At 74.4% G+C, this 15,755-nt stretch carries 13 protein-coding genes; 3 read left to right on the top strand and 10 right to left on the bottom strand.

The window, feature by feature from the left end; genetic code table 11:
* Positions 1 to 113 precede the first annotated feature (113 nt).
* Positions 114 to 647 (top strand): hypothetical protein, encoded by a 534-nt coding sequence (locus QYM41_RS00170; protein ID WP_368797716.1) that lies wholly within the window; start codon positions 114 to 116, stop codon positions 645 to 647.
* 31 nt (positions 648 to 678) lie between these two features.
* A complete protein-coding gene (locus QYM41_RS00165) occupies positions 679 to 1,230 on the top strand; it encodes a DinB family protein (RefSeq protein WP_368797715.1) in 552 nt (183 codons plus the stop codon).
* A gap of 29 nt (positions 1,231 to 1,259) precedes the next feature.
* On the opposite strand, the gene QYM41_RS00160 is transcribed toward QYM41_RS00165, so the two are convergent.
* Both QYM41_RS00160 and QYM41_RS00155 read right to left on the bottom strand, forming a co-directional pair.
* Complete coding sequence (locus QYM41_RS00160) at positions 1,260 to 1,688, bottom strand: VOC family protein (RefSeq protein WP_368797714.1); 429 nt, start codon at positions 1,686 to 1,688, stop codon at positions 1,260 to 1,262.
* A gap of 40 nt (positions 1,689 to 1,728) precedes the next feature.
* Positions 1,729 to 3,879 carry an acyltransferase family protein gene (locus QYM41_RS00155; protein ID WP_368797713.1) on the bottom strand — a complete coding sequence of 717 codons (2,151 nt, stop codon included), beginning with the start codon at positions 3,877 to 3,879 and terminating at the stop codon, positions 1,729 to 1,731.
* A 284-nt stretch (positions 3,880 to 4,163) separates the two neighbouring features.
* Between QYM41_RS00155 and QYM41_RS00150 the strand changes: the two genes are divergently transcribed.
* Entirely contained in the window at positions 4,164 to 4,769 is a 606-nt protein-coding gene (locus QYM41_RS00150) for a CDP-alcohol phosphatidyltransferase family protein (RefSeq protein WP_368797712.1), read from the top strand.
* Here QYM41_RS00150 and ppgK read toward each other — a convergent pair.
* The 8 genes from ppgK to QYM41_RS00110 all read right to left on the bottom strand — a co-directional run bounded on the left by ppgK (position 4,739) and on the right by QYM41_RS00110 (position 15,723).
* Positions 4,739 to 5,584, bottom strand: coding sequence for a polyphosphate--glucose phosphotransferase (gene ppgK, locus QYM41_RS00145; protein WP_368797711.1), 846 nt, complete (start codon positions 5,582 to 5,584; stop codon positions 4,739 to 4,741). The two genes, QYM41_RS00150 and ppgK, sit on opposite strands and share 31 nt — an antisense overlap.
* 148 nt (positions 5,585 to 5,732) lie before the next feature.
* Positions 5,733 to 6,053 (bottom strand): hypothetical protein, encoded by a 321-nt coding sequence (locus QYM41_RS00140; RefSeq protein ID WP_368797710.1) that lies wholly within the window; start codon positions 6,051 to 6,053, stop codon positions 5,733 to 5,735.
* Positions 6,054 to 6,593: 540 nt separating this feature from the next.
* Positions 6,594 to 8,117 (bottom strand): SulP family inorganic anion transporter, encoded by a 1,524-nt coding sequence (locus QYM41_RS00135; RefSeq protein WP_368797709.1) that lies wholly within the window; start codon positions 8,115 to 8,117, stop codon positions 6,594 to 6,596.
* A gap of 202 nt (positions 8,118 to 8,319) precedes the next feature.
* Positions 8,320 to 10,521, bottom strand: coding sequence for an acyltransferase family protein (locus QYM41_RS00130; protein ID WP_368797708.1), 2,202 nt, complete (start codon positions 10,519 to 10,521; stop codon positions 8,320 to 8,322).
* A gap of 230 nt (positions 10,522 to 10,751) precedes the next feature.
* Positions 10,752 to 11,120, bottom strand: coding sequence for a MerR family transcriptional regulator (locus tag QYM41_RS00125; RefSeq protein WP_368797707.1), 369 nt, complete (start codon positions 11,118 to 11,120; stop codon positions 10,752 to 10,754).
* 117 nt (positions 11,121 to 11,237) lie between these two features.
* Positions 11,238 to 12,923 carry a ribonuclease J gene (locus tag QYM41_RS00120; protein ID WP_368797706.1) on the bottom strand — a complete coding sequence of 562 codons (1,686 nt, stop codon included), beginning with the start codon at positions 12,921 to 12,923 and terminating at the stop codon, positions 11,238 to 11,240.
* Between the two features lie 397 nt (positions 12,924 to 13,320).
* The gene (locus tag QYM41_RS00115) at positions 13,321 to 14,202 is read right to left on the bottom strand and encodes a ribonuclease Z (RefSeq protein WP_368797705.1); all 882 of its coding nucleotides are present in this window, start codon (positions 14,200 to 14,202) and stop codon (positions 13,321 to 13,323) included.
* A gap of 168 nt (positions 14,203 to 14,370) precedes the next feature.
* Entirely contained in the window at positions 14,371 to 15,723 is a 1,353-nt protein-coding gene (locus QYM41_RS00110; protein ID WP_368797704.1) for an MFS transporter, read from the bottom strand.
* Between the last annotated feature and the right edge of the window lie 32 nt (positions 15,724 to 15,755).

Genomic DNA, 15,755 nt, shown 5'->3' with positions numbered 1-15,755 from the left:
CCCGAGGAGCAGGGCCACCGGGCTGCCGTCCGCCCGGGACCAGACCGCCCGGCGCCGGGCCGCTGGGGCCCGGGCCGCCGGGGTGCGGGACGCCCGCCGATAGACTGGCGGGCGTGCAGACCGACCTCGACCGCGTGCCGCACCGCCCCAGCGCCCTGCAGCGGGCGGTGCCCGTGCTCGGCGTCCCGGTGGCCCTGCTCCTCGGGGCGTGGATCGCCGTCGGCCGCGGTCTCGTGGGTGCCGCCGGAGACCTGGTGCCGGTCCACACCCTGGCGCTGGCCCTCCCGCTGACCGGGCTGCTCCTGGCCGCGAGCGTGCTGCTGGCCCGGGACGCGCGCGCCCACGTCCCGAGCGGGGCGTCCCTGCGGTCCTCGCTGACGCTGTCCGCGGCGTGGGCCGTGCTCCTCGGCTTCGGCGCCGTCCTGCCGGACCGGGTGGACGGCGCGGGCGCCTCCGTGCTGACGCGGGCCACCGACCCCGTCCACCTGGGCCTGTCCGCGGGCTTCGCCAACACCCTGGGGATCCTCTCCTGCGTGCTGGCGACCGCGGCCGTGGTGCTCGCGGCGACCGACCTGCGCCGGACCCGCCGGATCCAGCGCGGGGAGCCCCTCGACGAGGACGAGGTCCTGGACCGGCTGGGGCTGTGACCCGCCCGGCGGATCCCGGTAGATTGACCGCATGAGCACCGAGCGCACCGGCACCCCCGACATCTCCCCCGTCCCGCCGGAGACCAAGGACTGGACCGTGGTGCTCGAGCGGGGCTGTTCCGACTGCGGGTTCGACCCCGGCTACGACGTCACGACCACCGGGGAGCGCGCCCGGGCCACGGTCGAGCGCTGGGCGACGGTCCTGGACCGGCTCGGCATGACGGACCGGCCCCGGCCGGGAACATGGTCCCCGCTGGAGTACGCGTGCCACGTCCGCGACGTGTGCCGGGTGTTCCGTGAGCGCCTGCGGCTCATGCTCGAGGAGCATGACCCGGTCTTCGCGGACTGGGACCAGGACGCCGCCGCGGTCGGGGAGCGGTACAACCTGCAGGACCCCTACGAGGTCTCGGGGGAGCTCGCCCAGGAGATCCGCGCCACCGCGGACGCCTTCGACGCCGTGACCGCGGAGCAGTGGGCCCGCACCGGCCGCCGCGGGGACGGGAAGGACTTCACCGTGGCGAGCTTCGCGGCGTACTTCCTGCACGACCTCGAGCACCACCTGCGCCACGACGTCCGCGGCTGAGCCGCGCCGCCGCCTTCCCGGCGCGGGGTTCAGCCGAGGTGCACGGTCCCGTCGTCGTCGACCCGCCACCCCGGGTTGTGCGCGACCTCCCACACCACGCCGTTGGGATCGGCGACGTGCGCGTGGAAGACGCCCCCGAAGGCGCCCGGCCGCGGACTCGTGAGGACCGTGCCGCCCGCGGCCGCCATCGCGGCCACCACCGTCCGGACGGAGGCCTCGTCGTCCACGTTGTGCGCGAGCGTCACCCCCTGCGCGGGGGACGCCTCCGGCAGGCCGAGGTCCTCGGCGAACTTCGCCGCGTCGAAGAGGCCCAGCACGGTCCCGGGAGCGATCCGGAAGAAGAGGATCTCGCCGGGGACGTCCAGCAGCGGCTCCCAGCCCAGGCCCCGCACGTAGAACTCCCGGGCGGCACCGAGGTCCGGGGTGGACAGGGTGAGGAAGTGCACGCGAGGGTCCATGACGGCCTCCTGGGGCTCCGGGGGCGGTGACGGTCCCGCCTCACCAGCCCAGCGTAGCCGTCAGCCGTTCCTCGACGTCCGGCGTGAGCGTGGCCGCGTAGCTCGAGGTGACGTGGTCGAGGTCCCGGTAGACGACGACGTTGCCGACCACCGAGGGGCACACGTCCGCCGTGCAGAGCCGGTCAGTGAGATCCACGACGTGCAGTCCGTCGTGCCGGGCGGCGGCCTCGAGCAGCGGGTTGACCTCCTGGAGCGCCTCGGCGCGGGGCTCGTTGCAGCGCGGGTGGTCCGCCCCGTAGGTCTCCACGCACTCGAACATGTCGTAGGGGAACCGGGGGTTGTCCCGCAGGGCGACCACCGGCAGCCCGGCCTCGAGCAGCGGGGCGACGCCCTCCTCGTAGCCGTCCACGAGCTCCTCGTGCGGTGCCTCCGGGAGGCTGCGCGTGCCGATCGTGAGCACGGCGTCCGGCCGCTGCTCGAGCACGGCGTTCCGGGCGGCTTCGTTGAAGGCGTCGCAGGCGTCGTCGCCGCCGAGGGAGGCCGCCGCGTACCGGCAGCCCATCCGGAGGTAGCTGATCACGGCCCACCCGTTCCGTTCGGCGGCGCGGGTCACGGGCGTCAGCAGCTGCATCGCGTGCGAGTCGCCGACGACCACGAGCGTGCGCGTGGGCGCCGAGCCGTCGGTGGGCCGCACGGCCCAGCAGTCGCCGAGGTCGCCGATGGTCTCCCGACCGTCCTCGGGGCCGCACTCCGGGCCCGTCTCCCCCCACTCGTCCTCGCGCTCCGCGGCGGTCGGGACGGGCGGGACGCCCGCGGGGGCCACGGCTGCGCCGCGCAGCACCGCCGCCCCCGGGTAGTTCTCCCCGCTGCGCTCGACGCCCTGCTGCTGGGCCTCCCGCACCAGGGTGCCGCCGTGGGCGGCCCCCACGGGGACGGCCACGAGCAGCACGGTCGCCACCAGCCGGGCGAGGTCCCCCGGGCCCGGCAGCGGTCCCCGCGCCGGGCTCCGCCGCAGGCGCACCGGGCGCCGCCGCGGGTTCGCCGGCAGCGCCGGCAGCGCGGGCAGCCGGGTCAGCAGCGCGGGCAGCCGGGTGAGCGGGGCGGCGGCCCGGGTGAGGACGAGCGAGCCCAGGAGGATGCCGATCCCGTGCGCCACCGGCACCTCCTCGCGGACGGTCACCAGGGCGTAGGCGATGAGCAGCGGCCAGTGCCACAGGTAGACGCCGTAGGCGCGGTCCCCGAGCCGGACGAGCGGACGGGCCGCGAGGACCCGGCCCACCCCGCCGCGGGTGCCGGTGGCGAGCGCCCCGGACAGCAGCACGGCCGCAGCACCCAGGGTGGGCGCCAGGGCCACGGCGCCGGGGAAGCGGGTCTGCGCGCCGACCAGGATGGGGGTCGCCACCACCGCCGCCAGGCCCGCCCACCCGAGACCGGCCGCGAGTCCCCGGCGGGCCGCGGAACCGGCAGCCCCGGGGCGGGGCAGGGCCGCGACGGCGAGAGCGGCCAGCGACCCGAGGGCGAACTCCCACAGCCGGGCGGAGGTGTCGAAGTAGGCGGCGTCCGGGGAGGCCGCGGTCGCGAGCACGGAGCGGGTCAGGGATGCCGCGAGGACCACCGTGAACACGGTCCCGGCCAGGAGCCGGAAGCTCGCTCCGGTCCGGCGGGCCGCCCACGCGGTGCCGGCCAGCAGCAGGGGCCAGAGCAGGAAGACCTGGCCCTGCACCGACAGGGACCAGGTGTGCTGCAGCGGGGTGGAGGCCGCACCGCCGCCGGCGTAGTAGTCGACCGCCTCGGCGGCCAGGACCCAGTTCTGGACGTAGAACAGGGAGCCCCAGGCGTGGCCCACCAGGGTCTCCCAGCGGCTGGGCGGGAAGAGGAGCAGGACCACGGCCAGGACCACGAGCAGCATCACGGCCAGGGGGCCGAGGAGGCGGCTGAAGGTGCGCAGCCAGTACGCGCGCAGGGCCAGGGGCCTGCCGCTCTCCACGCGGCGCACGAACGAGCCGGTGAGCAGGAAGGCCGAGAGCACGAAGAAGACGTCGACGCCGCCGGAGACACGGTCGGTCCAGACGTGGAACGCGACGACGAGGAGCACGGCGACCCCGCGCAGCCCCTGGATCTCGGGGCGGTGGGCCGGGGCGGCGCGCTCCTCCCCGGACACGGGTATGCGCTGGGCGGTCAGCAGAGTCACGGGGGCTCCGGGCAGGTTCGGGATCCGCCCCGGCGCGAGCCGCGCACCGGCGCGGGCGCCGCCCGCCGGCAGCGGTGCTCGGCGGTTCCGGGGGGAGGGGGCGGGGCAGGACGGTCGACCGGCCTCGCAGAGAGTAGCGCAGGGGTGGTGCCGGGAACAACGCGAGGGGCTCGGGCCGCGCCGTGCGGAGCACCGTGCGGGGCGCGGACGGGATACTCTCGGAATCAGCAGGGGCGGCCCCCGCGGGCCGCCCGCCCACGGCGCCAGGAGAGCGGGAAGGCCAGATGACACGGCACCAGGACGCGGTCGAGCCGGCGGAGTCGCCGTACTACCACCGCGTGCTCACGGTGCCGAACGTCGTCTCGGTGGTGCGCTTCGCGCTCATCGTCCCGGCCGTCCTGGCCGTCCTCGACATCGACGAGCGGCCGGTGCTCGCGCTGGTCCTCGTCGCCCTGTTCTCCTTCACGGACTGGGTGGACGGCACCCTTGCCCGGGCGCTGCACCAGCGCAGCCGGGTCGGCGAGGTCATGGACCCCATCGCGGACCGGCTCGGGACCGTGGCGATCGCGGTGGCCGCGAGCATCGTGGGGCTGTTCCCGTGGTGGGTCCTGATCGTCATCGCGGTCGTCGACGTCGTGGTGGGGGTCGCCACCCTCCTCCGGCGCTCCCTCGGCACGCTGCGGGTCACCACCGTGGGCAAGGCGAAGACCGCTCTGCTGATGGTGGGGACCGTCCTCGTCCTGGCAGGGCCGGCATGGTCCAGTCCGGAGGTCACGGACGTGGGACGGGTGCTCGTCCAGGTGGCGGCCGTCCTGCACGTCCTCGCGGGCGTGCAGTACTTCCGGCAGGCGCTGCGGGGTCAGACCTCCGCCGGCGGCACCGCGAGGTAGGCGTGCCGGGCGGCGCCGATGATGCCCGCCGCGTTGCGCAGCTCCGCCGGGACCACCCGCACGTCCAGGCGCAGGCGGGGCAGGAAGTCCTCGTGCCGGGCGGAGATGCCGCCGCCGACCACGATGAGGTCGGGGGAGAAGAGGAACTCCAGGTGGGCGAAGTACTCCTGGAGCCGCTCGGCGTAGTCGGGCCAGTCCAGGCCCTCCCGTTCCCGGACCAGGGCCGAGGCCCGCACCTCGGCGTCCACCCCGCCGAGCTCCAGGTGGCCCAGCTCCAGGTTGGGCACGAGCTTGCCGTCCACGAACAGCGCCGAGCCGATGCCCGTGCCCAGGGTGATCACCAGGACGGTGCCGCTGCTCCCGCGCCCGGCGCCGTAGCGCAGCTCGGCCAGGCCCGCGGCGTCGGCGTCGTTGAGGACGTGGACCGTGCGCCCCAGGCGCTGGGTCAGGAACCGGTGCACGTCCAACCCGATCCACGCGTTGTCGATGTTCGCGGCCGAGCGCGCCACACCGTGCCGGACGATCGCCGGGAGCGCGAGTCCCACGCTGGCCTCCGGGTGCGGTGCGGCCGGCCCGGCGGAGAGCTCCTCCACGAGGAGCACCAGCTCCTCCGCGAGGGCGTCGGGCGTGGCGGGCACGGGGGTGGGGCGCTGGAGGACCGGGGTGGTCAGCGTGCCGTCGGCCATGTCCACGGCCGCGTACTTGATCAGGGTGCCGCCGACGTCCACGCCGATGTGGTGGCGGTGCAGGGTCGACCAGCCGGTCGGTGCGGGCGGCGCGGTCGGCGCGGGAGCGCGGGGCGAGGGGTGGGCCATGCGGCATCCTAGGGTCGAGGTGGGGCACGGGGACGACGACGGGCGCGCTGCGCCCGGCTCGGCCCGCCCGAGCGGGCGCCGGCCGGCGCCGGGACCGGCGCCCCGGACCATTCTGCCACTGCGGCGGCCGGGGCCGTGGAGGCCCCGTTCAGGCGCGTGGGCCCGTGCTCGGGGTGGTGCCGCGGCCCTGCGGTCCGGCGTCGCGCGGGGAGTCCGCGATCTCCCAGGAGAACGGGACCCGGGCAACAGGTGCGCCCCGGACGAGGTCGTTGAGCGCACGCGCGAGGAGGTTGCGGTGGTCGGCGGGCAGGCGCAGGCACCCGTGCAGGTAGGCGTCGACCTCCAGCGCCCCGGCCTCGCCGCCGAGCTGGAAGTACTGCCACCAGAGCCGGCCCGGGTCCAGGGCGGCGCGTTCGACGGCGTGCCGGGCCAGACGCGCCTGCACGGCCCCGATCCTGTCGTCGTCCACGTCCACGGTCCCCCCATGCGGTGCTGCGGTCCGAGCACGGACCCCGGACCGGGCGCGGCGCTGCGCAGCGGTCCGGGACCGTCCGTGGCGGTGCGGTGACACCGCCGCCCCTGATGCTTCCGGGTCCGGTGCCGGAGCGCCATCCGGCCCCGGGGCGAGTGCGTTTTCCGGACCGTCGGTGCCTTCTCCGGACATCCGGTGCGCGGGAAGGACCGGTGCCTCGCAAGGACCGGTGCCCCGGAACAGCCCCGGACACCGAGGACGCAGAGGGCGCAGAAAAGGAGCGGGGCGGCCCCCCAGCCGGCCCCGCTCCTTGCTGCTCCCTCGCACGGACCGTGTCCTTGCGGCCCTCCGGAGGCGGCGCACTGCCGGTCGACGGTGCGGGAGCCGGGGGATGGTCCTCGACGGACCACAGAATCCCCTGGTGAAAGGCAACAATGGTCGATCCCGTGACGTTCGGCAAGACCCCGTGTGTGACCCAGTTCACATGCAGACACAAAAGGTTGTGATCGCAAATAGAGGCCGTCGGGAGGCCGCGGATCAGTGCTCCTGCTGGAGCATCCCGCCCAGCCGCACCCGCATCCGGCGGCTCGCCTGGTTGAGGCCGGCGACCCGCACGTCCTTGCCGTAGTGGGCGTACTTGTCGGTCACCGAGTCCAGCGCCGCGACGGTCGAGGCGTCCCACAGGTGGGAGTCGGACAGGTCGATGACCACGTGCTGCGGGTCCCCGGCGTAGTCGAACATCGTGTAGAGGTCGTTGGAGGAGGCGAAGAACAGCTCCCCGTGCACGGTGTAGACGGCCGTCTCCCGGTCCTCCCGCCGCTCGAGCGACCGGTCGACCGTGACGAAGTGCGCGACCCGGCGCGCGAAGGCCACCATCGCCACGAGCACCCCCACGATCACGCCCAGGGCGAGGTTGTGCGTCCACACGGTCACGGCCACGGTGGAGAGCATCACCAGCGTCTCCGGGACCGGCATCCGGGACAGGGTCGAGGGGCGGATCGAGTGCCAGTCGAAGGTCGCCCACGACACGAAGATCATGATCGCCACCAGTGCGGCCATCGGGATGACCGCCACGACCTCGCCGAGGGTGACGACGAGGACCAGCAGGAAGACGCCGGCCAGGAAGGTGGAGATGCGGGTGCGGGCGCCGGAGGCGCGCACGTTGATCATGGTCTGCCCGATCATCGCGCACCCGCCCATCCCGCCGAAGAGCCCGGTCACCATGTTGGCGACCCCCTGGGCCCAGGACTCGCGGGTCTTGTCGGAGCGCGTGTCGGTGATGTCGTCGACCAGCTTGGCCGTCATCAGCGACTCGAGCAGGCCCACGAGTGCCATGGTCAGGGCGAACGGGGCGATGATCCGGAAGGTCTCCAGGTCCAGCGGGACATCGGGGAAGAACAGCGACGGCAGGGACTCGGGCAGCTCGCCCTTGTCGCCGACGCTCGGCACGTCCATGCCCATCGGCACCACGATCGCGGTGATCACCACGATGGCCACCAGGGGGGCCGGGACCACTCCGGTCAGCCGGGGGAACAGGAACACGATGGCCAGGCCCAGGGCCGTGAGCGGGTAGACGGCCCAGGGCACCCCGATCAGCTCGGGGATCTGGGAGCTGAAGATCAGGATGGCCAGGGCGTTGACGAAGCCCACCATGACCGAGCGCGGGACGAAGCGCATCAGCCGCGCCGCGCCGGCCAGGGCCAGCACCACCTGGAAGGCCCCGGCCAGGATCACCGCGGCGATGAAGTAGTCCAGGCCGTGGGAGGCGACCAGCGGGGCGATGACCAGGGCCACGGCGCCGGTGGCGGCCGAGACCATCGCCGGACGGCCGCCCAGGACGGACGTGGTCACGGCCATGGTGAAGGAGGCGAACAGGCCCAGCCGGGGATCCACCCCGGCGATGATCGAGAAGGCGATGGCCTCCGGGATGAGGGCCAGGGCGACCACGAGGCCGGCCAGGACCTCGGTCCTGAGGTGGCGGGGGGAGCGGAGGGTCAGGCGCACCGACCGGCGCTGCTCGGGCGTCAGCTCGGCCGAGGGGGTGGCTGTCGTGGTGGCCAAGGCGTGGCTCCGTTCGCAGAGAAGGATGGCGGGGCGGGAGAACAGGGCGGGGGACAGGGGTGTCTCGGGTCGTGGCGGTGCGGGTGGGCGCGGCGTCGCGCGGGAGAACCGCTGCCCGGGCGCTCGGTGCGCCGACGGGCCCCTGCAACTCTACCCTGCCGTGAGGGTAGAGTCTGCCCTCCCGGGGCGGAGGTGGCCGACCTCACGTCCGGTCGAGGGCCTCGAGCATCCGTCGTTCGACGTCCGGGACCAGCGTCTCGCCGTAGGTGGAGGTGACGTGGTCGAGGTCGCGGTAGACCACGATGTTGCCGATGACCCCCGGACAGGTGGTGGCGGTGCACAGGCGGTCGGTGAGGTCGATGCTGTGCAGGTCCTCGTGCCGGGCGGCCAGGGCCTCAAGGGGATTGACCGGCAGCAGGGACTCCGAGCGGGGCGGGTTGCAGCGGTCGTGATCGGGACCGTAGGTCTCCACGCACTCGAACATGTCGAACGCGGAGCGCGGGTTGTCGCGGAAGGCGAGCACCGGGATGCCGGCCTCCAGGAACGGCAGGACCCCGTCCTCGTAGCCCTCGACGAGCTGCTCGTGCGGAGCCTCCGGCAGGCTGAGGGTGCCGATGGTGACCACGGCGTCCGGCTCGAGCTCCAGGGCCGCGGCGCGCGCGGCGGCGTTGAACTCGGCGCACTCCTCGTCCTCGCTGCCGGAGGCGGACGTGTACCGGCAGGCCATGCGCAGGTAGGAGACCACTTCCCAGCCCCGCGCGTCGGCGATCCGGTGGATCGGGGTCAGCAGCTGCTGGGCGTGGGAGTCCCCGATCACCACCAGGGTGCGGGTGGGGTCGCTGCCGTCCTCCGGCGCGACGAGCCGGCACTCGCCGAGCCCCTCGATGCCCGCCGGGGTCCGCGCGGGCGGGCACGGCTCCCCGGTGTCGCCCCACTCCTGGTCGCGCTCGTCCGCGGTGGGGATGAGCGGCACGTCCGGCGGGTCCCCGGCGGCGTCGCCGCGCAGCACCGCGGCCCCGGGGTAGTTCTGCGGGGTGCGCTCCACCCCGGCGGCGGGGTCGCGCAGGGCGGCGTAGGAGTGGGCGGCGGTCAGGGGGACCGCGGTCACGAGAACGGTGGCGAGCAGCCGGATCCCCGGGGCAGCCCGCACGCCGGGCAGGGCCCGCCACCCGGCCAGGAGCACCGCGCCGGCCCGGGTCAGCACCACCGAGGCGGCCAGGATCCCGAGTCCGTGCAGGACCGGGACGTCGTCGCGGGCCGTGAGCAGCAGGTAGCTGACCAGCAGCGGCCAGTGCCACAGGTAGATCCCGTAGGCCCGGTCGCCGAACCACTGCAGAGGGGCCAGTGACAGGACCCGGCCGACGCCGGTCCGGGCTCCGGGGGCCAGCGCGCCGCCGGCCAGCACCGCGGCGGCCCCCAGGGTGGGGGCCAGTGCCACGGTGCCGGGAAACCGGGTTCCGGTGCCCGCCAGGAACGGGGTGGTGAGGATCGCCGCCAGTCCGGCCCAGCCCAGGACGGCACCCAGGGCGGGAGCCGAGACGGTTCCCCGGGACGGCTCCGGACGCCGGGGCGCCGGCCCCGCGGGCGGTGCGGTGGACGGCGCGGTGGGCGATCCAGTGGACGGCGCGGCGGGCGGTGCGGTGGGCGGCGTCGTGGCGGCCGGCGTGGCCGGCCGTGGTGGTGCGGGGGCCAGGGCCAGAGCGGTGAGCGATCCCAGGGCGAACTCCCACAGGCGGGTGAGGGTGCTGAAGTACGCGGCCTCGGGACCGGCCGCCGTGGCGGCCACCGACCAGGCCAGGGATCCGGCGAACACGGCGGTGAACAGGGCAAGTGCCACCGGGCGGAAGCCCACCCCGGAGCTGCGGGCCGCCCAGGCGGCGCCGGCCAGCAGCAGGGGCCACACGAGGAACACCTGTCCCTGGACGGACAGCGACCACATGTGCTGCAGCGGAGTGGTGGCGGCCGAGTTGCCGGCGTAGTAGTCCACGGCCTGACGGGCCAGCACCCAGTTCGCCGTGTAGGTCAGGGACCCCCAGGCCTGGGTGAGCAGCTCGCCCCACCGGCTCGGGGGGAACCAGGCGAACACCGCCGTGAGCACGGCCAGCAGCATCACCGCCACGAGGCCGAGCAGCCGGGCGAAGGTCCGGGCCCAGTAGCCCGGCAGCTCCAGCGCCCGCCCGCTCTCGATCCGGCGCACGAAGGAGCCGGTGAGCAGGAAGGCCGAGAGCACGAAGAACACGTCCACCCCGCCCGAGACCCGGTCCGTCCAGAGGTGGAAGACCACCACCAGGAGCACGGCCACCCCGCGCAGACCCTGCAGGTCCTCCCGGTGCCGCGTCCGCGACACCGGGGCGGGCGGTGCGCCACGCGCGGGCGCCGGTGCGGTCGCCGGGGGAAACGTCATGGGGAGCAGCGCCTGTCCGGGTCGGTGGCGGGCGGCCCGGGGGAGCTGCGCGGCCGGCACGTCGCTGCCGCGGCGATCGGGCCGGTCACCGGCCGGGACCGGGCGGGCCCGGTGGAGCGGTCCCCCAGGGGTGGTCACAGCAGTGCACCACGGTGGCCTGGGCATCTCCTGCGTGCACGGGGTGCGGCTCGACGGCGGGCACGCGGTGCGGCGCCCGGGCGAGCGGTTCGTCAGCGGCCGAGCCGCTGCTCCAGCATCCCGATGAACTCGTCGGCCTGGGCCAGCTTCCTGGCCAGCCGGTCCCGCTCCGGGCGGGCCCGCGCCAGGTACTCGGCCAGCCGCTCCCCGCCGGGTTCCTCGGCGCCGAGCAGCTCGAGCAGCTCGGCCATCTCCTCCAGGGTGAAGCCCAGCGGCTTCATCCGCTTGATGTGGGTGAGCCGTTCGACGTCCCGCTCGGTGTAGACGCGGAATCCGCCCTCGGTCCGTGAGGCCGGCAGCAGGCCCACCTCGTCGTAGTGGCGGATGGTGCGCAGGGACAGTCCGGTCCGCTCGGCGAGCTCGCCGATCTGCATGGTGCCTGCACGGACGCGCTGCGGCATCGGACGACCTCCAGGATTCAGGGGACCACGAGTCTAGCAACTGCCGGGCCCGGACCGGGGCCCGGCTCCGCACGTCCCGCCGGGCCCCGGACCGGGGCTCCGGGCGGGCGGTGCGGCTCAGGCGTCGACGACGACGACCGTCACGAGCGGGGCCCGGCGGTAGGCCCGCTCGAGGTGGCGGGACACGGTCTCGGCGATGATCGACTCGAGCTTCTCGAGGTCGGCGACCTTGGACGTGGCCGGCCGGGACAGGGCGTTCTTCACCTTGTCGGCGGCCCCGTCGAAGATGTGCTCGTCGTGCACGAAGCCCTTGGCGAGGAACTCCAGCGGCTCGGCCAGGGCGTTGGTGTCGGCGTCGACGATGGCGACGACCGTGACCACCCCGCCCTCCTGCAGCAGCCGCCGCTCCACGAGGGTCTCCTCGGTGACCTTGCCCACGGTGTGCCCGTCGACGTAGACCAGGCCGGCCTCCACCTGCCCGGAGATCCGGGCCTTGCCCCCGACGAGGTCGATGACGGTCCCGTCCCGGCCGATGAGCACGTTCTCCGGGTCGACCCCGGTGCGCACGGCCAGCTCGGCGTTGGCGTGCAGGTGCTTGGACTCCCCGTGCACGGGCAGCACATGGGTGGGCTTGACGATGTTGTAGCAGTAGACCAGCTCCCCGGCCGAGGCGTGGCCGGAGACGTGCACCTTGGCGTTGCCCTTGTGCACGACCTTCACCCCGAGGTCGGTGAGCTTGTTGATGATGCCGTAGATCGCGTTCTCGTTGCCGGGGATCAGCGAGCTCGCCATGAGCACGGTGTCCCCGGCGTTGAGCTGGATCTGGTGCGTCTCGTTGGCCATGCGCGAGAGCGCCGCCAGCGGTTCGCCCTGGGACCCGGTGCACACCAGGGTGACCTTGGCATCCGGCATCGAGGCGAGCTTCTTGAAGTCCACCACCAGACCGCGCGGGATCTTCAGGTAGCCCAGGTCCCGGGCGATGCCCATGTTCTTGACCATGGACCGGCCCACGAAGGCGACCTTGCGCCCGTGGGCGTGGGCCGCGTCCAGGACCTGCTGGATCCGGTGGACGTGACTGGCGAAGCTCGAGACGATGATCCGCTTCGGCGCGGTGGCGAAGACCCGGTCGATCGCCGGGGTCAGCTCCTGCTCCGAGGTGGTGAAGCCCGGGACCTCGGCGTTGGTGGAGTCGGTGAGGAACATGTCCACGCCCTCGTCGCCCAGGCGGGCGAAGTGGCGCAGGTCGGTGATCCGGTCGTCCAGCGGGAACTGGTCCATCCGGAAGTCCCCGGTGTGCAGGACCAGACCCGCGTCGGTGCGGATCGCCACGGCCAGGCTGTCCGGGATCGAGTGGTTGACCGCGACGAACTCGCACTCGAAGGGCCCCGCCCGGTGCAGGTCGCCGGCCTCCACGTGCACGGCCTTGGGGGTGATCCGGTGCTCCTTGAGCTTGGACGTGATGAACGCCAGGGTCAGCTCGGAGCCGATCACGGGGATGTCCGGGCGCTCCTTGAGCAGGTAGGGCACACCCCCGATGTGGTCCTCGTGACCGTGCGTGAGCACGATCCCCACGATGTCGGACAGCCGGTCACGGATCGAGGTGAAGTCGGGCAGGATCACGTCGATGCCCGGCTGGTGCTCCTCGGGGAAGAGCACGCCGCAGTCGACGACGAGGAGCTTGCCGGCGTGCTCGAAGACGGTCATGTTGCGCCCGATCTCGCCCAGACCCCCCAGCGGGGTGATCCGCAGGCCCCCGGAGGGCAGCGGGGGCGGGGACTTGAGCTTGCGGGAGGAATTGGTCAAAGGATTCCGCTTTCATCGTGGGGTCGTGCGAGGTGGCGCGGACCGCTCCGGTGGAGTACGGGCCGCAGGCGGGGCCGGATTGCCCCGAGAAGTCTGGGACAACTCTAACGTCGGGGCAGGGTCGGCGGTGACCGCAGGGCACCGCCGACGGGTGCGGCGCCCCGTGCGGACAGTCTCCGGACGGCCTCAGGAGGCTCCTGGACGAGCTCCGTGGCCGACTCCGGGCGGGCTCTGCGCGACCCTGTGGAGGGGGTCGGGATGCTCCGGTGGGGTCCTGTGACGGGGCTCCCGTGGCCTGCCCCGTCACAGGCCCGGGGAGTCACGGGCGCGCCCTCCGGGCGGCCCCGGGGGCTGCCGGGCGGGCTACGGGGCGCTCGCGCGGCCCGTGGGCACGCGGTCACCGCCCGCGCGGGAACGGGATCCGGTCCAGGTCCTCCGCGGCCAGCACGTCCGCTCCGCCCGCCCGGTCGCGGGCCTGGCCGGCCAGCCGGGAGACGTCGGCGTACCGCGACGAGAAGTGGGTGAGGACCAGTGTGCCGGCGCCGCCGCCGGCGGCCAGCGCTCCGGCCTGACCGGCGGTGAGGTGGCGGTGGCGTGCGGCGAGTGCGGTGTCGTCGTCGGCGAACGTGGACTCGGCCACGAGCAGGTCGGCACGGTCGGCGAGCTCCTCCGCCCCCGGGCAGGGTGCCGTGTCCATGACGAACGCGAAGCGCCGCCCCGGGCGCGGCCTGCTCACGTCCTCGAGGCGCACCCCGCCCAGCCGGCCCGCCCGCTGCAGCCGGCCCACGTCGGGGCCGGTGATGCCGGCCGCCGCGAGCCGGTCCGGGAGCATCGTGCGGCCGTCCGCCTCCACGAGCCGGTAGCCGTACGTCTCGACCCGGTGGTCCAGCGCGCGCACCTCCAGCCCGGGCGCCACGGTCCCACCGCTGCCGTGCGGGTGCAGCCGCAGGTCGGCGCCCGGGGTCGCGAGGGAGACCAGGGCCCGGACCACCTCCTCGCCCGAGGCCGGGTAGTGCAGGTGGACCGGGTGCGGCACGCCGTCGAGGGCCATGCGCGAGAGCACCCCGGGCAGTCCGTAGCAGTGGTCGCCGTGGACGTGGGTGAGGCAGATGCGCGTGATCCGGCCGGACGGGACGCCCGCCAGGGTCATCTGCCGCTGCGTTCCCTCGCCGGGGTCGAAGAGCAGGCCCTCGCCGTCCCACCGCAGCAGGTACCCGTTGTGGTTGCGGGTCCGCGTCGGGACCTGGGAAGCGGTGCCGAGGACCACGAGCTCACGCATGGGCCCGAGTGTGCCACCGCTGCGCGGCCCGGGGGAGGGCCGCCGGGTCCCCGGAGACCGCCGCTCCCTCGCTGCCGCTCCCTCGCTGCCGCTCCCACGCCGCCGCTCCCACGCCGCCGCTCCCTCGCCACCGGGGCCGCGGAGACCTGCGGTCCCGGCGGTCACCGCTCAGCGGCCGAGCTCGGACCAGCCGGTCATCCGGGCGCTGCTCGCGAGGACCGGGCGCGGCAGCGCGGGCTCCGGGAGGAGCACGGTCAGGTCGGCGGCGGCGCGGGAGGTCCAGCCGAGCCGGGCGCGGTCCGGGGAGGAGACGGGGGCGACCCCCGTCCGGTGCAGGCGGGTCGCGTAGCCGAGGATGAGCAGGCCGGCCACGGCCAGGCCCACGCCCACCCAGGCGGGGGAGCGGTAGCCCCAGCCGGCGGAGATCACGATCCCGCCGAGGAAGGCGCCCATGGCGTTGGCCAGGTTGAAGGCCGCGTGGTTCATGGCGGCCGTCAGGGACGGGGCGTCCTTCGCCTCGCGCAGCAGGCGCATCTGCAGCGCGGTGCTGAACAGGGCCCCCATCAGGCCGATCCACAGCACGCCGAGCACGGCCGCGACCGCGGAGTGGGCGAACAGGCCGAAGAAGGCGAGAGCCACCCCGGAGACGGCTCCCGCGCCCAGCGCGGTCTTCTCGATGGAGCGGTCCAGCAGCGGGCCCGCCAGCAGGGAGCCCGCGGTCATGCCCACCCCGTACACGGCCAGCACCCACGGCACCGCCGAGATGTCGAGACCGCTGAGCTCCGTCAGGATCGGGGAGACGAACGTGTAGACCGCGAACATGCCGCCGAAGCCGACCGCCCCGGCCAGCAGGGTCAGGGCGACCTGGGGCCGGCCCAGGGCGCGGACCTCCTGGGCCACGGAGACGCCCCCTTCGTTGCGGGTGCGGGGGATCCACAGGGCCATCGAAGCGACGGTGAGCAGCCCGATGACCACCACGAGCCCGTACCCGGCACGCCAGCCCAGCGTGCCGCCGAGCACGGCGGCCAGCGGGACGCCCACGATGTTGGCCACGGTCAGGCCCAGGGCCACGCGTGCCACGGCCGTGCCGCGCCGTTCGCGCGGCACCAGGGAGGAGGCCACCACCGCGGCGACGCCGAAGTAGGCGCCGTGGGGCAGGCCGGAGAGGAAGCGCGACACGTACAGCCACTCGAGGGACGGCGCGGTCGCGGACAGCACGTTGCCGGCGGTGAACGCGATCATCAGGCCCAGCAGGAGCCGCTTGCGCTCCACCCGGGCGGTGAGGGACGTGATCAGGGGCGCGCCGACGACCACGCCCAGGGCGTAGAGCGAGATGGCGTGCCCGAGGGAGGGGATCGAGGCGTGGAGGTCCTCGGCGATGAACGGCAGCAGGCCCATCGAGGCGAACTCGGTGGTGCCCACGCCGAAGCCGCCGAGGGCCAGGGCGAAGAGGGCGAGACGGGTGCCGGTGCGGTCCGGGGCGTTGACCACCTGGAGCACGGCAGTGCGGGGTGCGGACATGGCAGATCCTTCCGTGTGGAACAAGGGGGTGT

Origin of the sequence: Kocuria oxytropis, assembly GCF_040981195.1 — a bacterium.
In the GTDB taxonomy this organism is placed as follows: Bacteria; Actinomycetota; Actinomycetes; order Actinomycetales; family Micrococcaceae; genus Kocuria; species Kocuria oxytropis.
This window is presented reverse-complemented; position numbering and strand designations above follow the sequence as displayed.

Bases quoted from the DNA above. Each gene is read 5' to 3' on its own strand.
- QYM41_RS00165 (WP_368797715.1), top strand. From the start codon at position 679: ATGAGCACCGAGCGCACCGGCACCCCCGACATCTCCCCCGTCCCGCCG.
- QYM41_RS00160 (WP_368797714.1), bottom strand. From the start codon at position 1,688: ATGGACCCTCGCGTGCACTTCCTCACCCTGTCCACCCCGGACCTCGGT.
- QYM41_RS00150 (WP_368797712.1), top strand. From the start codon at position 4,164: ATGACACGGCACCAGGACGCGGTCGAGCCGGCGGAGTCGCCGTACTAC.
- ppgK (WP_368797711.1), bottom strand. From the start codon at position 5,584: ATGGCCCACCCCTCGCCCCGCGCTCCCGCGCCGACCGCGCCGCCCGCA.
- QYM41_RS00130 (WP_368797708.1), bottom strand. From the start codon at position 10,521: ATGACGTTTCCCCCGGCGACCGCACCGGCGCCCGCGCGTGGCGCACCG.
- QYM41_RS00125 (WP_368797707.1), bottom strand. From the start codon at position 11,120: ATGCCGCAGCGCGTCCGTGCAGGCACCATGCAGATCGGCGAGCTCGCC.
- QYM41_RS00115 (WP_368797705.1), bottom strand. From the start codon at position 14,202: ATGCGTGAGCTCGTGGTCCTCGGCACCGCTTCCCAGGTCCCGACGCGG.
- QYM41_RS00110 (WP_368797704.1), bottom strand. From the start codon at position 15,723: ATGTCCGCACCCCGCACTGCCGTGCTCCAGGTGGTCAACGCCCCGGAC.